Raw genomic sequence first — 20,485 nt, forward strand, 5'->3', positions numbered from 1 at the left:
AGGGGCAATTTACGCTTTGTTGTTTACAAACCTCCCGCCGCGATTAAATCTCCCCTAGATTGAGTGAACTTCAATCTAAAAAGGTCTGCAGTCCCTAGTCTAATCCTAATAATCAGACGTTAATAATTTCAATGTGGTTTAAACGTTCTAATAATTAGTATTTTTATAAAATAGATCTAAGTGGTAGGCTAAAAGTAGTAAGTATAAAATAGTAAGTAATTAAAAATAGTTCTCGCGCAACAAGGAACCCTCCTGTAAAGCGCTTTGCCAAGGAGTTTAGTATGATCACGCTTACCATTAATGGTAATAAACATGAGTTTTCTGGCGATCCGTCAACGCCAGTATTATGGTATCTCCGAGACGAATTGAATTTAACTGGGCCTAAATTTGGCTGTGGTATGGCTCAGTGCGGTGCGTGTACGGTGCATATAGATGGGGTAGCTCAGCGCTCGTGTGTATTGCCTGTAGCGGCAGTAGCGGGTCTTTCAATTACAACAATTGAAGGGTTAAGCGAGCAGGGCGACCATCCAGTACAACAAGCATGGGTTGAGCATAAAGTACCGCAGTGTGGTTTTTGCCAGTGCGGCCAAATGATGCAAGCTGCAAGCTTATTAGCTGCAAATCCAAACCCAAGCGATGATGAAATAGTAAGTAATATGTCGGGCAATATTTGCCGTTGTGGTACATATCCGCGCATTCATAAAGCAATTAAATCAGCCGCTAAAACTATTGCGGGCGTGCAGTATTTTGACCCAAATGAGCAAGGGGAAGAAGTATGAGCCAAGATAATAAATATTTTGATTTAAACCGCCGTAAGTTTTTAAAAACCAGTGCAATAGGTGCGTTGGTACTCGGTACTTATTTTGTAGGCAGTGCGCCAAGAGCGATTGCTGGTGTGTTAGAACAGCCATCTGAGCTGGCAAAGCGCGCAAACTTATTTATTGCACTGCGACCTGACGGCATGGTTGAAATAACCTGCCATCGCTCTGAAATGGGTCAGCAAATTCGCACCGCGATTGCACAAATAGTTGCCGATGAAATGGAAGCCGCATGGGATAAGGTTATTGTTATTCAGGGTAAGGGCGACCCTAAATACGGCGATCAAAATACCGATGGCTCGCGCAGTATTCGCTACAACATGCAGCGCCTGCGTGAAATGGGCGCAAGTGTACGTTACATGATGCAGCATGCTGCCGCTAAGTATTGGAACGTTGATCCACAAACCTGTACTGCTAATCAACACGTTGTTACACACAGCTCAGGTAAATCGCTTACTTATAAAGATTTAATCGACTTAGCGCTTACAATAACGCCACCAGAAGCTGACAAACTAATACTTAAAACACGCAAAGAATGGCGTTACATTAATACCGGCATGGCGCACATAGATTTAGCCGATTTAGTAACAGGTAAAGCTATATTTGCAGCCGATGTACGCGAACCACAAGCGCTGGTGGCTATAATTGAACGCCCGCCGGTAGTAGGCGGTGTTGTTAAGTCATTTGATGCCAGTGCTACAAAAGCGATAAACGGCGTTATAGATGTTATTGAAATACCTGCACCAAAAGGCGCACCGCAGTTTCAGCCAAAAGGCGGCATTGCGATTATAGCTAAAAACACATGGGCTGCATGGCAAGGGCGTAAAGCATTAAAAGTCGTGTGGGATGATGGCAAAAATGGCGATTACAATTCAGAAGAATTTAAAAAGTCATTACTAAAAACAGTACAAACTCCACAGGCAAACATACGTGATAAAGGCGATGCCATGGGCGTGTTGGCTAAATCGAGCAATAAATTGGTAGCTGATTATTACGCACCGCACCTTGCTCAAGCACCAATGGAGCCGCCTTGTGCAACAGCTATGTACCACAAAGATAGTGTTGATATATGGGCTGCTACGCAAAATCCACAAGCCGATATGAAAACAGTGGCGGCAATGCTTGGCATGGATGAGAGCAAAATTAATGTTCACGTTACCATGTTAGGAGGCGGTTTTGGGCGTAAGTCAAAACCTGACTTTTCAGCAGAAGCAGCTTACCTTTCAATGAAAGTAGGCAAACCTATTCGTGTGCAATGGACGCGTGAAGACGACATACAACATGGTTTTTACCATGCAGTTTCGGCTCAGCACATTGAAGCATCGCTAGATAAAAATGGCGCTATAGAATCTTATTTACACCGCACCGCGTTTTCACCAATTACCTCTACCTTTTCAGAAGGGGCGACTACGCCAGGAAGCTTTGAACTGCGCTTAGGATTTACCGATAACCCTATTAACACACCTAATATGAAGTTAGAAAACGGTGATGCGCAAGCCAAAGCACGAATTGGTTGGATGCGTTCTGTATCAAATATTTTTCATGCCTTTGCTATTCAGTCATTTATTGGCGAAGCAGCGCACAAAGCCGGTCGCGACCAAAAAGACTATTTACTAGACACTATAGGTCCGAGTCGCATTGTTGATGTAACTGAGCAAAATGCCACATACGATAATTACGGTGGCGATAAAGCGGTTTATCCTTTAGATATTGGCAGACTGCGCCATGTTATTGAAAAAGTAGCTGACATGAGTAAATGGGGGCGAGAGCTTCCTAAAGGTCGAGGTTTAGGAATAGCAGCACACAGAAGCTTTTTAACTTACGTAGCTACGGTAGTTGAAGTAGAAGTGTCGGATGCTGGCGATTTAAAAGTAATTAAGTCGTGGGTTGCCATTGATGCGGGTACTGTTGTAAACACCGACACTGTTAAAAACCAAACCCAAGGTGGCTCTATTTACGGTATTACAACTGCAATCAGCGATGGTATTACCTTTGATAAAGGGCGCGTACAGCAAAGTAATTTTCATGATTATCGCGTACCGCGTATGAGCGACGCACCTCTTGAGATTGAAGTTGAAATTGTACAAAGCGATGCACCACCAGCAGGGGTAGGCGAGCCATCTACACCGGTTTATGCGCCAGCATTATGTAATGCTATTTTTGCAGCGTGCGGAAAGCGTATTAGGCAGTTACCGATTGGTAACCAATTAAAAGCGTAGCTAAATAACCTACAGCTTAAACAAAAAAACCGCCAAATGGCGGTTTTTTTAAAAGCGGTTAACGCGGTTTAACGACCTTTTTCAAACTCATCAACTTCACGCTCTGCTTCTTCTTTAGATTTACCGTATTGCTGCTGGATTTTACCAACTAGCTCTGTACGGCTACCTTCAATTTTATCTAAATCGTCGTTGGTAAGATCGCCCCATTTTTGTTGAGCCTTACCTTTAAGTTCTTTCCAATTACCTTCGATACGATCGCTGTTCATAAGTTTATCCTTACTTTAGGTTAGTGAATTAACTGTCAGTTATAAAGTAGCAAGCCTTGTACCAATGAATAATAATGGTTTTATTGTTTTTATTATCAGTTGGTTATATTTTTATGTTGAGCGATTTTGTTTTTAATATTGAGCTTTTTATTAAAAAATATACATAGCAGCCTGTAATTATTGCTGACATAAGTTACGCCGCTTTGATGTAACTCATTCTTAAATTTTTGTTTTAAGCTAATATGCAGGTATTAAACAAAGTAGTTAACCTGAGTGAGTTATGAATACAAAAACGTGTGAATACGGAGTGGATGACTGCTCATACAAAATGGCAGGTGAGTTAGCAGGTATTACACAATTGGTGAATGCGTTTTACGATAATATGGACGCTTTAAAAGAGGCTGAAAATATAAGGAGTATGCATTCAAAAGATTTATCAGCATCACGTAAAAAGCTCGCTTACTTTTTGTCGGGCTGGTTAGGTGGTCCTAAATTATACGCTGAACATTTTGGCAGTATTAACATTCCTCAAGCGCACAAACATTTACATGTAGGAATTGAGCAAAGTGATGCATGGCTTTTGTGCATGCAAAAAGCGGTTGATGAGCAACCTTACGAAGCACCATTTAAAATTTACTTAATGCAGCAATTACGAGTGCCTGCAGATCGAATTAGAATAGTATCTGGTAGTTAATAGCAATTATTAATAAATATCAACCGCAGCTAGGCTTTGGTTTTTTGTTACAATGCCTGCAAAGCAATTTAGGGTAAATAGCTGTGCTGCCGGTTCAAGACATATATCAACAACTCGTTACTACATTACAAAGTAATCCTATTACGTTATTACAAGCGCCGCCTGGTGCGGGTAAATCTACGTGGTTGCCGCTGCAACTAATGCGCGATGGGTATTTTAAACGTATTGTAATGCTAGAGCCTCGCCGTTTAGCTGCTCGTAATATAGCCAGCTACCTAGCAAAGTGCCAAAACGAGAGTGTTGGGCAAAGTGTGGGCTTGCGGATTAGGGGCGAGAGTAAAGTAAGCGCTAATACGCGTCTTGAAATAGTTACCGAAGGCATGCTAACGCGCATGTTGCAAAACGACCCCGAATTAAGCGATATTGATTTACTGATATTTGATGAATTTCATGAGCGTTCAATTGCAGCCGATACCTCACTTGCCTTTGCGCTCGAGACCCAAAGTGCGCTGCGTGAAGATTTAACCATTATGCTTATGTCGGCAACGCTTGATACCGAGCGTTACACTGCGTTTTTTGATTGCCCTGTAATTCAATCAAGCGGTCGCAGCTACCCAATAGACGAAGTATACATACCCATAAAAGATGAAAGCCGTTGGCTTGATGCAATTCCTACCATAATAAAACAAGCACTTAATGAGCAAACAGGCAGTGCGTTGGTATTTTTACCTGGGCAATTTGAAATACTACGCGTGCAACAAGCACTCACCGATTTACCTAGTAACTGCCAAGTCGCAACGCTATTTGGCGAGCAAGATAAAGCTAATCAGCAAGCCGCTATTGCTTCTGCACCAAACGGTATGCGCAAAGTAGTGCTTACCACCAATGTAGCCGAAACCAGTTTAACTATTGAAGGCATACGCATTGTAATTGACAGCGGCAAGCGCCGTGCAGCTACCTTTAATTTAAAAACAGGGGTTACAGAGCTCACAACACAAAGTATATCGCGCTCCTCTGCTGTGCAACGTGCAGGACGTGCAGGGCGAATAGAGCCGGGCATTGTTTATCGAATTGGCTCAAAGCAAACCTTTGAGCGACGTAATAGCCACGACAATCCCGAAATACTCACATCAGACATAAGCCAACTTATGCTTGAGGCAAAGCAGTGGGGAGCCAGTACTGATGAGCTAACCTTGCTCGATAAGCCCACTGAGCAACAATGCGAGCAAGCAAGTAACTTGCTTAACATGCTAGAAGCCATTGATAGCAAAGGTAAGCTCACACCGCTTGGCAGTAAAATGTTAGGTTTTGGTGCTGATATTCGCTTGGCACATATGCTATTAAAAGCACAAATACTTGATGACCAACTCCCTGGTATTTTTAGGCTCGCTATTTATTTAGTGGCATTACTTGAGAGCCGAGTAAACAGTGCAAACGAGTTGAGTTTAGCGCTGCATAGCCAACAGCAACGTCCGCATCCGGTATTTAAACAACAGTTAAAATATTGGCAAAGCCGCTTAAAAGTAAAAGACGAAAACAGTGAATTAAATACGCATTATATAAGTTTGCTGGTGGCATTGGCATACCCCGATCGCATCGCTAAAAAACGTGGTAATGGTTATTTACTTGCCAATGGTGCAGGTGCTGAGTTAAATGCCGATTACTGGCACAACGACGATTACTTAGCTATAGCAACCATGGGCGGGCACAAAGGAGGGCGTATATTTGCAGCCACCGCGCTTAACCCATTTGAGTTACAAGAATTTTTACCGCATTTATTTAGTGAACTTACTCGCTGTGAGTTTGACGAAAAATCAGCACGTTTTATTCATCAAGATGAAGTAAAGCTCGGGGCTATAACGCTCAGCAGCCAGCCTAGTAAACAAAAACTAGATAAGAGCGAGCGCGCTAAAGCGTGGCTAAACTTATTTGCTAAACACGGTTTTGCATTATTTAACGAGCAACCTGATGCGCAGCAATTGCTGATACGTATGAGCTTAGCAAGTAATTTAATGCCTGATAAATTCCCAAAAACAAATGAGCAACAACTCATTCAAAATGCAGCGCAGTGGCTAAGCGTGTTTTTAGAAGATATTAAAACGCTCACGCAGCTTAAAAAGTTTAACTACTTTGAAGCATTACAAAACTGTTTTGATTGGCAACAACAAACCGCTTTAAAAGCACTGTTACCACTGCGGTTAACGGTGCCAAGTGGCTCAAATATAAAAATAGAATACCAGCTTGATGGCCCCGCAAAGCTAAGCGTGCGTATGCAAGAAGTTTACGGCTTGACCAGTACGCCTATGCTTGCCAACGGTAAACTGCCACTGCTTATGGAGTTGCTATCGCCAGGTAAACGCTCACTGCAACTTACTCAAGATTTAGCACACTTTTGGGCTAGCAGTTACCGCGATGTGCAAAAGGAAATGAAAGGTCGTTACCCTAAGCATTTTTGGCCAGACGACCCTGCCAACAGCGTTGCAACGAATAGAGTTAAGAGCAAAATGTAGATGTTAGTTACTTAAAGTTATTTGTTTTATTATTGAGCGTATTAATATAGTGTACCTATAAATGAATCAATATTTTTAACTACAGGGAAGTAAGTGATGAAGCTACTTTTAACGTTAGGCTTGGCCTTAGTAACTGCTTTTTCGGCTTATGCTGAAAAGCCACTCGACTTAAATGCGTTTGCGCAGCAGTACTATAAAACAATGACCGCCACACAAGCACCTAACGCAGGTGCTAAAGAGCTTGAGGCTTACCTTGCATTGTTAACCGATGATATTGGCAATCAGCATATTCCGTATCAACCGGATGACTCACGTACTCCAGATGGTAAAAAGCAGATGCGCAAAGGTATGAGTTTTTACTTAGGTGCGCACACATTGTTTGAAAGCACACTGCTTAATACATTTGTATTTAACGATACAGGCTTTGCTATTCGTTATAAGAGTCATGCAAAGGGCATTCACCCGCAAAGTAAGCAGCCAATAGAATACACCTCCACAATGATGGAAGTAATAGAAGTTGAAAACGGTAAAGTGGCGATGATCCGCAAGTATCACGAATAACAAATAAGGATATATATGAAACATTTACTTATCGCACTATCAATATTAATGCTTAGTGCATGCGCTAGTACAAAAAGTGATTTTAGATTTGATGGCTCTACACCAGAGACAACTCAAATGGGAGTTAATAAAATTTTAAAAGCATTAAAGCCTCAAGATTCCATGCGTTTTTTAGGCGCTTTAATCGCAATTCAATTTTCTGACGTGCAAAGCTTAGACGATATTATGGGCGACCCGACCATGATGGGGGAAATGAATTATTTTATTATTGGCAAAAAAATAGATGGTTTAAATTATTACGAAGTACTGGAGCTTGCGAGTTCGTCTCCATCAAAAGTTGAATTTTCTGTAGTGGAATAATTTCAGCTTTTTGTACTACTTTAAATGTGTAATACCAATCCGCAATAATACTTAATCATTTTGCGGGGCTAAACGTGTCGCTACCTGCGTTAAAAAATTCTCATTTAGAACAACTAAATAGCGAATTTTTTGCCTAGCTATCAACACGTTTTTCCGCCCTCAAAATAGACCACTTAATTAAGCGAATTGGTATAATTTTATGTCTATATTAAATATATTATTGAAAGGGCTAAAGTTTTAACGCTATAAAATTTAATAGTAAACTTTGTTTATTCCTGCTCATGAATTTATACTACGCTTTAGTAAGAAGCTAATTATTTATTATTTAGTTACAGGGAGTCTAAAATATAAAAATGTAAGCTACTTTGACTTAATTTTACACGATTAGATAGAGACTATGACATTAAGATTTTTTGTAATAATAGGTACTTTGATTTTAATGTGCTTTGTAACAAGTTTATTAGTAGGGTACCGCTATTTCTTTAGCCTGCCGACCATAAACACTAGTATTGAAGATTATCAAAATCGTGAATTATTAAGTCTTAAAATTGCGCTTGATAGAGAGTTTATATTTTTAGAAACACTCAATTATGACTACGCCGTATGGGATGATACCTATAATTACATGGCTGATTTTGACGTAGAATATGTAGATTCAAACTTTGTAGGTGACACCTTCTACTCTCTCAAAATTGATGGTGTGTTTATCTACGATATAAACTTTAATATGGTTTACGGGCAAGCGTATAATTATATTAAACATACTGAGTTTGATGCGCCTGATTTAGATTTACAGGTTAATAAATTAAACCGCGCAATTATTCCTAATTCAAAAGCCTCTGAAGACGACAACAGTTTAAGCCATTCTGGTTTTTTGCAAACAGCGGACGGCCCTGTCATGTTTGCATCGCATGTAATAAAGCGAACAGATAAAACAGGTGAGCCTGTTGGTAGTATTGTTTTTATAAAAAAAGTAAGACCGTCGTTGATCAAGTCCCTAGCTGAGATTGCACAAGTGGAGCTTAGCTACTTACAAATAGAACAGGCTAGTTCTTTAAACGATATTGCGACGCTTAAAGGGAGCCTCCAAGGAGAGGACATTGCCACTCAAAGGAAAAGGGTGATTCTAGATATAAACGGTAATCCACTTATTGCTTTGAACATTAAGCACCACCATCAAACACTGCCAGTTTTATTTGATCACTATTTAAAACTTATTTTGTTAATGTTTTTTGTAATGTCACTTTTGAGTTTCTATATTGTAAATCGTTACTTTATTGAACCACTTATTAACGGTGCGTCCGCTATCAATTCAATGTTGGTTAAAAACGATTTACAGCCTCTGAGATTCAGTAATAAATTTTTAGAAATGCGCGTTTTAATTAGCGGGTTTAATGCATTAATTAAACAAGTTAAAGATCAAAATTTTAAGCTTGAAAAAATAAGTAAAATTGATGGGTTAACCCAAATTTACAACAGGCGTGCCTTTGACGAAATTATTGCGGCGCAATGGGAACAGGCTCAACAGCAAAAAAATGCCTTTGGAATAATATTACTTGATGTAGACCATTTCAAAAATTATAACGATTTTTATGGTCACCAAGGCGGAGACAACGTTTTACAAGCTCTTGCCCAAAAGCTAAAGCAAGTAGCTAAGCAAAACACAGGTACAGTGGCGCGCTATGGCGGCGAAGAGTTCATATTATTCTTTAAACAGCTTTCTTATGAAGAGTTTGTAGATATATCTCAGCAATTGCTTTTGGCGGTTAGGGAATTAAATTTACCTCATGAAGCGTCGCCTGTACGTAAATATTTAACAATTAGTGCTGGGTGTGTATTTGCTACAAAAGAAACCTTAAGTAGTAATAATGTGTCTATGCAATCACTAATTAAAGAAGCTGACATAATGCTTTACGAAGCGAAAAACTCAGGTAGAGATAAAACATCAATCAAATCTATATAATTCAAGTGAATTATTAAAGGTGCATCAGCTGTTTTTTATTATAAAACGCTTAAACCTCTTTCCCGCCATGGCTCTGTGCTAGGTCGTCAAGTTCGGCGCAAGTGTAATCAAAACCACTTTCATCGTATTCGTATGTCACTTTTACACTATCACCGCCATTAAAAAGTCGTGTTTTTACATCGTTAACCGGCCAGTCTTTCAGCTCGTGTAAAAACCGGTTAGCAACTTGTGAAGATTCAAAACAATAGCGAATTTCTGTTTTCATAAATAATAAAGCTCTGGCTGTTTACCCCTGCAGCTGGTGCATTATTAATGGGGCGTTCATGATTCGGTTACAAAAAATAAAGAGTTAAATTGTAAATTTTGTGTTTCAATAAATGCATCAAACTCGGTACACACTAGCGTACTTTAATTAACAAATGATGACGACTTTACATGCATTATAAATTTGCTCTGATCGCAAGCTCGGTTTTTATACTAAGCGCTTGCGGTGGTTCAGGCTCCGATGATACGCCAACCGTTAACGGAAATAAAATCCCCATTTTGTCAGTAGCTGATATTCCTAGTGAATTAAGTAAAGGCCAAACAATTGAGCTAACAGCAACAGCCAGTGATAAAGACGGCACTATTACATCGGTTGTGTGGCAACAAACGCAAGGGCCTGAACTTATTAGTGGGCCTTTAGAGGCAGCAACTACCTCAGTAACACTGCTAAATGCGCAAAGTTATAAGCCTGTTGATTATGCTTTTTCGGTCACAGCAACCGATAATGAAGGGGCAAGCAGTGTAAAAACAGTAAGCTTTACAGCACGTAATAATATGGATGAGATTAGCGCCGCACGGTTGCTACACCAAGCAACAATGGGACCTAAGCTCAGTGAAATACAAAACGCACAAGGTTTAAGCGAGCAGCAATGGCTTGATAAGCAAATAGCGCTACCGATTAATTATCACCGTGATTATTTAGTAAAGTTAAATGACGATGATGACTTTAAATACATAAGCCGCATAGACGCATGGTGGAAAGCAGTAATGCAAAGTGACGATCAACTTCGTCAACGTGTTGCGTTTGCGTTAAGTGAAATATTAGTAGTGTCAGATGAAAACAGTGCCTTAAGAGGCCAACCTGAGGGCATGATCACTTATTACGATTTGCTACTCAAACATGCCTTTGGTAATTATCGTGACTTACTCGAAGATGTGACGCTTTCGCCTATTATGGGGACTTACTTAAGCCATTTGGGTAACGAAAAAGCAGACGATGCACTTAATATTCGCCCAGACGAAAATTACGCACGTGAAGTAATGCAGTTATTTACTATTGGCCTTGAAGAGCTAAACCTGGATGGCAGCGCCAAGCTTGATGCACAAGGTAATACCATTGCCACTTACGGACAGTCAGAAATAGAGGGTTTTGCACGCGTATTTACAGGTTGGACGTTTGCCGATAGTGAAACATTTAAGCGCAAAAGTCGTGATTATATTAAGCCAATGGAAGCATTTGACGAGTACCATTCTAGTAAACAAAAAACCTTACTAAACGGTGAGGTTATACCACAAGGTTATGCAGCAGAAGAGTCATTGCAAATAGCGCTCGATAATTTATTTAATCATCAAAATGTTGCGCCGTTTATTAGCAAACAGCTTATTCAGCGATTAATTACCTCAAACCCAACCCCCCAATATGTTGAGCGAGTAGCTAATGTATTTATTGATAACGGCGCTGGTGTACGCGGCGATTTAGCGGCGGTAGTAAAGGCTATTTATTTAGATGATGAAGCGCGGCATTTTGGCTCAGTGCTTAATTACCAAGGTAAAATTAAAGAGCCTATTTTAAAAACTGTACAGTTTTGGCGAAATCTCGATGCTAAATCGCCAGCGGGTTATTATAAAACATGGAATTTAATAAATAGCTACGGACAAGGACCCATGCAATCGGCTTCAGTATTTAACTTTTTTAGGCCTGATTATCAAACCGCAGCTTTGCGAAATGAAGGTATTGTTGCGCCAGAATTACAAATAGCAAACGACGCAACACTGATTGGCACCATGAACGCGCTTTACGCAAGCTTAGTATGGAGTACCGCAGAAGCGCGCAGTGATTTAAATTCAAATAGTATTTATGTTTATGTTCAAGACGACATGAATTTTTTAGAGAAAAACGGTGTTAGCGCGCTATTAGCTCAGTACAACACGTTATATTTTGCAGGCGCAATGAGCAGTGACACGCGCCAAGCGTTACTTGATTTAGATGCCTATTTTAATGAAGAGCAATACCGTGAACGGGTTTCGTATTTATTATATATGATTGCTATTTCACCTGAATTTAACGTGCAGTATTAGGAGCGCATAATGAGCATTAATAGAAGAGAGTTTTTGTCGTTATGTGTAAAAGGCAGTGTATCGGCTGCCGCGTTAACGAGCCTGCAATTACAAGCATTAACTGGAGCGACTAATGCAGTTGAGCTAGGTGATTACAAAGCATTAGTGTGTGTGTATTTATACGGAGGGAATGATTCGTTAAATATGCTAGTTCCGCTTGAAGGCGAGCAACGTAGTGTTTACGAGCAAAGTAGGCAGAACCTAGCGGTAGAGAGCCCACTTGAGTTAAGTATTAAAAGCCAGTTTGCCGGTGGAGTCGGTATTCATCCCTCACTTGAACCTATACAAAATGTGTTTGAATCTCAAAATTTAGCATTTATAGGTGGGGTAGGTACTTTACTCGCTCCCACAACATTGAGTGACTATAAAAATAAAACAATAGGTTTGCCTAAGCATTTGTTTTCGCATAACGATCAGCAAGCTGCATGGATGTATGGTCGAGAAAAACAATCACTTAATAGTGGGTGGGGCGCACGACTTTTAGAACGTTTAGAGCTACAAGATGAGTTTGCAGCTAATGTATCACTCGACGGTACTAATTTATGGCAAACGGGAAGTGCTAGCAATGCATTTGCGCTTAACAAAAGTGGCATTAGTAGTATTAACGCGTTTGGAGGGTATCAACCTCGTAGCGAGCACGTAACTTCTATTATGAACCGCTTACTAGGCAATACGAGCCATCCATTAAGTACAGCTTATGCCAATGGCTTAACAAGTGCGATAAATAACACTCAAGCAATGAACAGCGCGTTAGAAAGCGCGCCTGCACTTATTACCCCATTTAGCGATAATAGCCTTAGTGAGCAATTTGCAGCAGTCGCTAAAACAATTAGCGTACAGGCAAAATTGAGCACTCAGCGCCAAGTGTTTTTTGTTTCTATGGGGGGGTATGATACGCACGATAACCAATTAACAACGCACCCTGCTTTATTAAATACGTTAGCTCAAGGGTTAAGTGAATTTGATAGCGCGATGAAAGAGCTTGATATGGCAGATAAAGTGACTGCGTTTACTATGTCTGATTTTGGTCGCACGTTGACCTCAAATGGCGATGGCACTGACCATGGTTGGGCAGGAAACCAAATAGTAATGGGCGGCGCAGTAAAAGGCGGCAATATATATGGCGAGCTACTAACTCAACATTTGGATGGCCCACAAGATACCGGTGGCGGGCGTTTAATTCCAAGTGTTGCAAATGAGCAGTACTTTGCCACATTGGCTCAGTGGTTTGGTGTGCCAAGCTCTGAGCTTGTTGATATTTTTCCAAACTTGAGTAACTTTGATCACACAACATTGGACTTTTTTGTGTAATTAGTCGCTAATAGTAATCTAAAAGCACTTGTTAGTAGTATAAGCTACTGGTTAATAGTGCTTATCTGTTTTAATAATAAAAATCACACACAATATAGGAATCATAAAATGAAAGTTTTAGTGAGCTTAGTTAGTTTAATCGCTTTTTTACTCGTCATACTGCCAGGGCCTTTGTATAAATTTGGTATTGTAGAATTAGGTGTTGCGTTTACGGGGTTTAAATTTGGCGTTTATGCTGGTGGCGCTGCATTGGTGCTACTTATAGTACAAGCGTTATTTATGCGTAAAACGTTAACGCTAAGCAGTGGTGTTATTGCACTTGTATTTTCGGTTGTGGCTATTGCTATGCCACTTAATATGATGAACAAGGCTGAAGGTGTACCGGCAATTCATGACATTTCAACTGATTTAGTTAATCCACCAAAATTTGTAGCAATTGCACCACTACGTGCAAATGCATCTAACCCAGTAGAATACGCGGGTGAAGAAACGGCAGTACAGCAACGCAAAGCATACCCTGAGCTGGTAACGTTAAGCTTTGCACAATCTAAAGCCGATTTAATGACAGCAAGCGAACAAGCAGTTAAAAATCTTGGCTTTGCAGTGGTAAGTGCAAATACGGCTACAGGTATTGTGGAAGCTACCGATACAACAACGTGGTTTGGTTTTAAAGACGATGTGGTAATTCGTATTAAAGATGAAGGCAGCCAACGTTTTGTTGATATTCGTAGTAAGTCGCGAGTAGGGCGTAGTGATTTAGGAAAAAATGCAGAGCGCATTCATTCAATTATTAATGAATTAAACAGCTTACTTGCAAAATAACTAAATTTAGCGCCTAAGTTACTGGTCCTAACGATTAAGCCCAAACACTGTTTGGGCTTTTTTTGTGCCTATTTTATATTGTCAGGTTCTATTCACAGGCTATGTACTATGCTGTTGATGATTTAAATTTTTAACCACTATGGAGTTATTATGAAAACAGTAGGATATGCAGCAAAAAGCCAAGGTTCTGAATTGACAGAGTTTTCTTTTGAGCGCCGCGATTTACGAAATAACGATGTAGAAATTGAAATTTTATACTGTGGTGTGTGCCATTCAGATTTACACGCCGTACGAAATGATTGGGGTGGCAGTGACTACCCGTTGGTACCTGGGCATGAAATTGTCGGTAAAGTTATGTCGGTAGGTAGCGACGTTAAAAAGTATAAGCAAGGCGACACGGTTGCTGTTGGTTGTATGGTTGATTCGTGCCAAAGCTGCGACCAATGTGATAACGACGAAGAGCAATTTTGCCGCGAAGGCATGATTGGTACTTACGCAGGTAAAGACCGCATTAGTGGTGAAATGACCCAAGGTGGGTATTCTAAACATGTTGTTGTACGCGAAGAATTCGTACTTTCCGTGCCAGAAAATTTAGACCTTTCTCGCGTAGCACCGCTACTTTGTGCAGGTATTACTACTTACTCGCCACTTCATAAATGGGGCGTAAAAAAAGGTAGCCGTGTGGGTGTTGTTGGTCTAGGCGGACTTGGCCACATGGCAGTTAAAAATGCAGTTGCAATGGGCGCAAGCGTTACGGTAATTGGCCGTAGTGAGTCTAAAAAAGATGATGCGGTTAAATTGGGTGCTCAGCACTACTTAGTGTCATCTAATGATGACGAAATGAAAGACTCGCAATCTGCCTTTGACGTCATTATAGATACGGTACCTGTAAAACATGATTTATCTATTTACACACCGCTACTTGATGTAGATGGTACTTTAGTTATTGTAGGCCAAGTTGGTCCTGTAGATGAGCTAAGCACGGTGCCATTATTAATGGGTCGTCGTCGTATTGCAGGCTCACTTATTGGTGGTATTGCACAGACGCAACAAATGCTCGATTTTTGTGGTGAAAATAACGTGCTACCTGAGTGCGAAATGATCAACATAGACGAAATTAACACTGCATACGAGCGTATGGAAAAGTCTGACGTACGATACCGCTTTGTTATTGATATGGCATCGTTAAACGCTTAATTTTACCTAAAAAGAGCCGCTAATTAGCGGCTCTTTTATTTTTAATTAATCTGAATCTTGGTTAATTAGTGGCTTGCGCTGTTGGTTGCTGTTTATTTAGTTGTAAGTAACTTAGTAGCCACATACCCAAACCACCTAAAAATAATGCAGCTGCTACGTAACCTGTTTGATTAGGTGCAGCACCCTGTGCTATTGCAATTCCACCGACCCAAGGACCTATAGCATTGGCAGTATTAAATGCGCACTGTACTAAGGCACCAATCATAGCGTGGCCTTCGGGTGCAACGTCCATTAAAAGCGTTTGAATCAGCGTAGCCAAGCCCACACTGCATCCAATAAAGAAAATCACTGCATAAAGAGCCCAAATATTATGGCTTGCCGTTACATAAACAAAGGCAAATACAATAGTACATACAAGCGCAAGGCCAGTCGTTTTAATTGCTGATTTATCGGCTGCTTTACCCAGTACATAGTTACCGAGCGTACAACCAATACCAAACATTACCATTGCGATAGAAATAGTATACGGAGCTGTTTTTGTTACCACTAAGATGGTGTCGGCAATGTAAGTATAAATACAAAACACCCCGCCAAAGCCAATAATTACAATACCCAAAATAGACCAAACCAGTTTATTTTTAAGTACGCCAAACTCGTTTAGTAAGTTAGAAGGCTTAGCGTTATCTATGTTTGGAACTACTTTGTAAACAAAAATAAAAGCAATAAATGCAAGCACTGCAGCGCCGGCTAAACAATACCGCCAACTAAGGTTTTGACCCACAAGTGTTACAACAGGCACACCAACAATAGTAGCCACAGTTAAACCCATAAACACCTTAGACATAAAGCTAGCACGCTTACCTTTTGGGGCAATATCCGATGCTAATAAAATAGCCGCGCCAAAATATGCACCATGAGGTAAACCACTTAAAAACCTAAATATTACAAGCTGCTCAAGCGACGTTGCCATCGCGCTTAATCCGTTTGAGACAAACATTAAGCTTATAAATATGAGCAATGCTTTGCGCTTTCTCATATTAGCAGTGGTAAGCATTAAAATAGGGGCGCCCACTACAACACCAATGGCGTAAGCACTAATTGCATAGCCACTTTGTGATGGCGTTGAGCCAAATGTTTCGCTAATTAGTGGCAGCATAGGCATCATCGAAAACTCAGATAATCCTAAGATAAATGTGCCAAGCGCTAATACGAGTAAAATAGCGGTTCTGTTAAGTTGACTAGATGCCGACGTTACATCTGATGTCATAGATGATCCCTTAAGGTTTAATTTTAAAAATGAAACTGCACAATAAATCCTGAATAGGAAATATCATGTGTATGCTTAAATTTTGGTGTGAGAGGGTAGTCTGTGAGGGCGCTATTTTAAGTTAAAAAAAGTACAGAGTCATGCATAAATTAGTGGTTTTATTAGGTTTTTAAAATGTTAATTAGAAGAAAATACTACTTAACATTTATAAAATAAAAAAACTATTTATAAAGCATATATATATAAGATATTAAATATTAGCCGAAAGGTTATTTAAAGCTTATATTTACAGTACAGCTACATATTGATATCACATTAATTTGCTAATTTTTGTACTAATTTACTCCTTAAGGTTTTTATATGTTTGGTATTTCTAAAAGAAACGCAAAAATTGAAGAAATGGAGCTTCAATTAATTCAAAAACAATCTATTTTATCGGCAATTAATAAGCACGTTGCTTATATAGAGTTTACACCTGATGGAATAATATTAGACGCAAACCAGTTGTTTTTAAAAACGATTGGGTATAGCAAAGAGAAAATAATTGGTAAGCATCATCGTATGTTTTGCGAACCTGAATATGCAAAGTCAAACGAATATAGTCAATTTTGGCAAGCATTAAAAACAGGGAACTCTAAAGCAGGCTCGTTTTTAAGGTACAAAGCTAATGGCGATAAGCTTTGGCTTGAGGCAACTTACTTTCCTGTAGAAGAGCGCGGCGTAGTCACCAAAGTTATTAAAATAGCCTCTGATATTACGACCAGTTACATACAAAGAAAAGCGCAAGAAGCTATTGCAAATGCACTCGACAAAGCCTTGGCTACAATAGAGTTTACCCCAGAGGGTAATATTTTAAAGGCGAACCAAAACTTTTTAGCAACAATAGGTTATAGCTTAAAAGACATTGTAGGCAAGCATCATAAAATGTTTTGTACTAAATTGTTTTATGAGAAAAACCCACGCTTTTGGAGTGAATTAGCGCAGGGGCAGTTTAAGTCAGGAAAATTTAAACGTATTGCCGCCGACGGTTCAGAAATTTGGTTAGAAGCAACTTATAACCCAATTTTAGATAGCAAAGGTAATGTAATTAAAATAATTAAGTTTGCATCAAATATTACCGATCGAATTAATAATAACAGTGCAGTGACAGAAGCCGCTGCAATAGCACATGAATCGGCGGTAGCTACTGCTACAACCGCTAAAAAAGGCTCTGAAATACTACAAAGCTCTATAGCGAACTCCGACGCCATTGTAAGCCAAGTACTTAAATCGGTAGATTTAATAAAAAATCTTAATGAACAGTCTGCGGTCATAGGTTCCATTGTTTCGACAATTAGCAGCATTGCGGATCAAACTAATTTACTGGCACTTAATGCCGCAATAGAAGCAGCGCGTGCTGGTGATTATGGTCGAGGTTTTGCTGTAGTAGCTGATGAAGTAAGGCAGCTTGCAGCCAGTACGAGTCGATCTACTAATGAAATAGCAAGTGTTGTTAAAAATAACCAAGAGCTCACTAATGATATATCAAAGCAAATAACGTCAGTTTCAGACTCATCAAAACAAGGAAGAGAGCTTATTGCTAATGTGTCTGAGGTTATTAAAGAGATTGAACGTGGAGCCGATATTGTTTCTCAAACGGTAGCTAAGTTAAATACTTAGTTAATTGCATGTTCCTATGTTTAAAGCTGCCTTCTTATGTGCTCAAACACACCTAACAACATTTTAAATTGATAAAGTGCGACAATATGTCGCGCTTTTTCTTTTGCAACTCACACTATAATTAAGCCAATTTTTACAGTGGCATAAATTAACAATGGTTTATAAAAGCAAAACTCAAAAAACATATTTACTAACTCCTGTCGCACTTTTTATTAGCGGTGTGCTATCTCCTTTTGCATTTGCCGACGATACGCCTTTAGAAGTGATTGAAGTACACGGAAATGCTCAAAATAAGCATTTAGCACTTGGTTCGTCAGAATCGTTATTAAGTGATTTAGGTGTCGACTTTTCAGCAGCGGGCGGCGTATCTAACTTACCTATTTTAAATGGTTTAATGGGCGACAGAGTTAAAGTGTTAGTTGATGGTGCAGATGTAACCGCTGCATGCGCTAATCATATGAACCCGCCACTTTCGTATATCTCGGCTAATCAAATTACGTCTTACAATGTGGTTGCAGGCGTGTCGCCAGTAAGCGCGGGCGGCGATAATATTGCCGGTGTAATAAGCGTTAATTCTATTTCACCACAGTATAGCGATAGCAATGAATTAGGTTGGCACTCAGGTTATGTGTCAGCAAAGTACAGTAGCGTTGATAACGGACGTAAACTTGGCGTTGGTGCACGTTTAGCAAGTGACACGTTTAGCCTTAATTATCAGGGTTCGTTTAGTGACGCAGATAGTTATGAAGACGGTAACGGCGATGTAGTATTAGATACATTGTATCGAGCACAAAATCATAGTTTAACCGCAGCTATGCGCGATGATAAACAGCAATTAGTTATAAAGCTAACGCATCAAAAAATCCCGTATCAGGGATTTGCAAATCAGTATATGGATATGACCGATAACACCAGCTACGGTGCAATAGCTCAATACAAACGCTCCTTTGAAAACAGCGAGCTTGAAGGGCAAGTTAACTGGCATAGCGTAAAGCACGAAATGGGTTTTTTCAGTGAAGAAAAAACAGGCATGATGCGAATGAAAACCGATGCACAAGATATAAGTACGCAGCTTAAATGGCGTATCGCGCTTGATAAAAACAGCAGTATTTTACTCGGTCAAGAATATTACAATTACAGTATTGATGATTGGTGGCCAGGTATTGAAGGCTCAACCATGATGGGACCAGACGATTACGTAAATGTAAATAACGGTAAACGAGAGCGCATAGCGGCATTTGCAGAATTTGAGAGCCAAATAAATACAAAATTATGGTTAAACGCAGGCGTACGTATTGAAAGTATTAATACCCACGTTGGAGAGGTTCAATCTTACAACGATGACATGAGTATGATGGATATGAGCGATATGAGCGATATGGGTAGTATGGAAAGTATGACCATGAGCGATACGTCTACAGATAACACTATTGCTGCACAGAATTTTAATGCTGGCGACAAAGATAAAACCGACACTATAGTTGATGCTAACTTATTAATTAACTACCAAATAACAAATTATGATGAGCTGCAATTTGGTCTTGCCCGTAAAAACCGAGCGCCTAATTTATACGAGCGATACAGTTGGGGTGTAAGCACCATGGCAACCACCATGATTGGTTGGTATGGCGATGGTAATGGTTATATTGGTAACCCTGATTTAGACGTTGAAACAGCGCATACAATAAGTGCTACTTATATTAAATCGGCTAAAGATGACCGTTGGCGGTTAAGCACCAATGTTTGGTATACAGATGTGAGTGACTATATTGATGCTGATATTGTAAGAAGCTTCAATAGTTATGACTTGGACAACACTGCGCGTAACATTTTTCAGTTTACTAATGTAGATGCTATTTTGTATGGTGCAAAAATAGATTTAACAGCCAACATTTATGAATCTAAGCAATTAGGTAATTGGCAGTTACACGCTAATGTTACTAATACGAGAGGTAAGCGCGACGATACTAACCAGCCGCTTTATCAAATTAAACCACTGCAAACCCAGCTAGGTATTAGCCAGCAAATAGGTCGATTTGAAAACGCGTTATCTTGGCAGTGGGTCGATACTAAAAGCCGTGTAGATAATGATCGTTTTGAAAACCAAACAGACAGCTACAGCCTGGTTAATTTAAGCTCTAAAGCCACATGGGATTCATTAACGCTAAGTGCTGAAGTGAGTAACGTGTTTGATGAGTACTACCAACTTCCGCTAGGTGGTGTAAGTATTGCGGCACTTAAACAAGATAGCAGCAACGGGTTTGAACAACTTGCTGGGCAGGGTCGTTCATTTAATGTAAGCGTTAGTTACGCGTTCTAACTAAACTAAATTATTAAAAATAAAGCAAAAGCCATAACTGTGTTATGGCTTTTTTTGCGTTTTAATATGTAAGCCGTAAACTTATTTTTATGAAATATTTGTATGCAAAAAGCGTTCTATTAAGCACGCTTGTACT

The 20,485-nt window shown here is 39.8% G+C and carries 16 protein-coding genes; 13 read left to right on the forward strand and 3 right to left on the reverse strand.

What is annotated here, in order from left to right:
* Positions 1 to 281 precede the first annotated feature (281 nt).
* Complete coding sequence (locus tag I6F47_RS13010) at positions 282 to 779, forward strand: (2Fe-2S)-binding protein (RefSeq protein ID WP_197101447.1); 498 nt, start codon at positions 282 to 284, stop codon at positions 777 to 779.
* Positions 776 to 3,037, forward strand: a complete 2,262-nt coding sequence (locus I6F47_RS13015) for a xanthine dehydrogenase family protein molybdopterin-binding subunit (protein WP_197183985.1) — start codon at positions 776 to 778, stop codon at positions 3,035 to 3,037. Before I6F47_RS13010 ends, I6F47_RS13015 begins: the two co-directional genes overlap by 4 nt.
* Positions 3,038 to 3,105: 68 nt before the next feature.
* On the opposite strand, the gene I6F47_RS13020 is transcribed toward I6F47_RS13015, so the two are convergent.
* Positions 3,106 to 3,303, reverse strand: coding sequence for a CsbD family protein (locus I6F47_RS13020; protein WP_007581220.1), 198 nt, complete (start codon positions 3,301 to 3,303; stop codon positions 3,106 to 3,108).
* A 280-nt stretch (positions 3,304 to 3,583) separates the two neighbouring features.
* Between I6F47_RS13020 and I6F47_RS13025 the strand changes: the two genes are divergently transcribed.
* The 5 genes from I6F47_RS13025 (at position 3,584) to I6F47_RS13045 (ending at position 9,391) form a co-directional block, all read left to right on the forward strand.
* Positions 3,584 to 3,997: a group II truncated hemoglobin gene (locus I6F47_RS13025; protein ID WP_197183986.1), complete on the forward strand. Its 414-nt coding sequence runs from the start codon at positions 3,584 to 3,586 to the stop codon at positions 3,995 to 3,997.
* A gap of 83 nt (positions 3,998 to 4,080) precedes the next feature.
* Positions 4,081 to 6,507 carry an ATP-dependent helicase HrpB gene (gene hrpB, locus I6F47_RS13030; RefSeq protein ID WP_197183987.1) on the forward strand — a complete coding sequence of 809 codons (2,427 nt, stop codon included), beginning with the start codon at positions 4,081 to 4,083 and terminating at the stop codon, positions 6,505 to 6,507.
* A 96-nt stretch (positions 6,508 to 6,603) separates the two neighbouring features.
* On the forward strand, positions 6,604 to 7,068 hold the full coding sequence (locus I6F47_RS13035; protein ID WP_165721290.1) for a nuclear transport factor 2 family protein: 465 nt from the start codon (positions 6,604 to 6,606) through the stop codon (positions 7,066 to 7,068).
* A gap of 15 nt (positions 7,069 to 7,083) precedes the next feature.
* The gene (locus I6F47_RS13040) at positions 7,084 to 7,428 is read left to right on the forward strand and encodes a DUF6694 family lipoprotein (protein WP_165721291.1); all 345 of its coding nucleotides are present in this window, start codon (positions 7,084 to 7,086) and stop codon (positions 7,426 to 7,428) included.
* 397 nt (positions 7,429 to 7,825) lie between these two features.
* Positions 7,826 to 9,391 (forward strand): diguanylate cyclase domain-containing protein, encoded by a 1,566-nt coding sequence (locus tag I6F47_RS13045; RefSeq protein ID WP_231609224.1) that lies wholly within the window; start codon positions 7,826 to 7,828, stop codon positions 9,389 to 9,391.
* A gap of 49 nt (positions 9,392 to 9,440) precedes the next feature.
* On the opposite strand, the gene I6F47_RS13050 is transcribed toward I6F47_RS13045, so the two are convergent.
* Complete coding sequence (locus tag I6F47_RS13050) at positions 9,441 to 9,656, reverse strand: hypothetical protein (RefSeq protein WP_002958138.1); 216 nt, start codon at positions 9,654 to 9,656, stop codon at positions 9,441 to 9,443.
* A 170-nt stretch (positions 9,657 to 9,826) separates the two neighbouring features.
* Between I6F47_RS13050 and I6F47_RS13055 the strand changes: the two genes are divergently transcribed.
* The 4 genes from I6F47_RS13055 to I6F47_RS13070 all read left to right on the forward strand — a co-directional run bounded on the left by I6F47_RS13055 (position 9,827) and on the right by I6F47_RS13070 (position 15,103).
* Positions 9,827 to 11,734, forward strand: a complete 1,908-nt coding sequence (locus I6F47_RS13055) for a DUF1800 domain-containing protein (protein WP_197183988.1) — start codon at positions 9,827 to 9,829, stop codon at positions 11,732 to 11,734.
* Positions 11,735 to 11,743: 9 nt separating this feature from the next.
* Complete coding sequence (locus tag I6F47_RS13060; RefSeq protein WP_010555167.1) at positions 11,744 to 13,084, forward strand: DUF1501 domain-containing protein; 1,341 nt, start codon at positions 11,744 to 11,746, stop codon at positions 13,082 to 13,084.
* 108 nt (positions 13,085 to 13,192) lie between these two features.
* Positions 13,193 to 13,906 (forward strand): DUF1499 domain-containing protein, encoded by a 714-nt coding sequence (locus tag I6F47_RS13065; protein WP_121954096.1) that lies wholly within the window; start codon positions 13,193 to 13,195, stop codon positions 13,904 to 13,906.
* 150 nt (positions 13,907 to 14,056) lie between these two features.
* Positions 14,057 to 15,103: an NAD(P)-dependent alcohol dehydrogenase gene (locus I6F47_RS13070; RefSeq protein WP_007581239.1), complete on the forward strand. Its 1,047-nt coding sequence runs from the start codon at positions 14,057 to 14,059 to the stop codon at positions 15,101 to 15,103.
* A 61-nt stretch (positions 15,104 to 15,164) separates the two neighbouring features.
* Here the strand turns inward: I6F47_RS13070 and I6F47_RS13075 are convergent, their stop codons facing one another.
* Entirely contained in the window at positions 15,165 to 16,370 is a 1,206-nt protein-coding gene (locus tag I6F47_RS13075; protein ID WP_197183989.1) for an MFS transporter, read from the reverse strand.
* Positions 16,371 to 16,730: 360 nt separating this feature from the next.
* Between I6F47_RS13075 and I6F47_RS13080 the strand changes: the two genes are divergently transcribed.
* Both I6F47_RS13080 and I6F47_RS13085 read left to right on the forward strand, forming a co-directional pair.
* The gene (locus I6F47_RS13080; protein ID WP_165721295.1) at positions 16,731 to 18,029 is read left to right on the forward strand and encodes a methyl-accepting chemotaxis protein; all 1,299 of its coding nucleotides are present in this window, start codon (positions 16,731 to 16,733) and stop codon (positions 18,027 to 18,029) included.
* 154 nt (positions 18,030 to 18,183) lie between these two features.
* Positions 18,184 to 20,349, forward strand: coding sequence for a TonB-dependent receptor (locus I6F47_RS13085; RefSeq protein WP_197183990.1), 2,166 nt, complete (start codon positions 18,184 to 18,186; stop codon positions 20,347 to 20,349).
* Positions 20,350 to 20,485: the final 136 nt, after the last annotated feature.

Source organism: Pseudoalteromonas sp. NZS37 (assembly GCF_015864265.1).
Taxonomy (GTDB): Bacteria; Pseudomonadota; Gammaproteobacteria; order Enterobacterales; family Alteromonadaceae; genus Pseudoalteromonas; species Pseudoalteromonas arctica.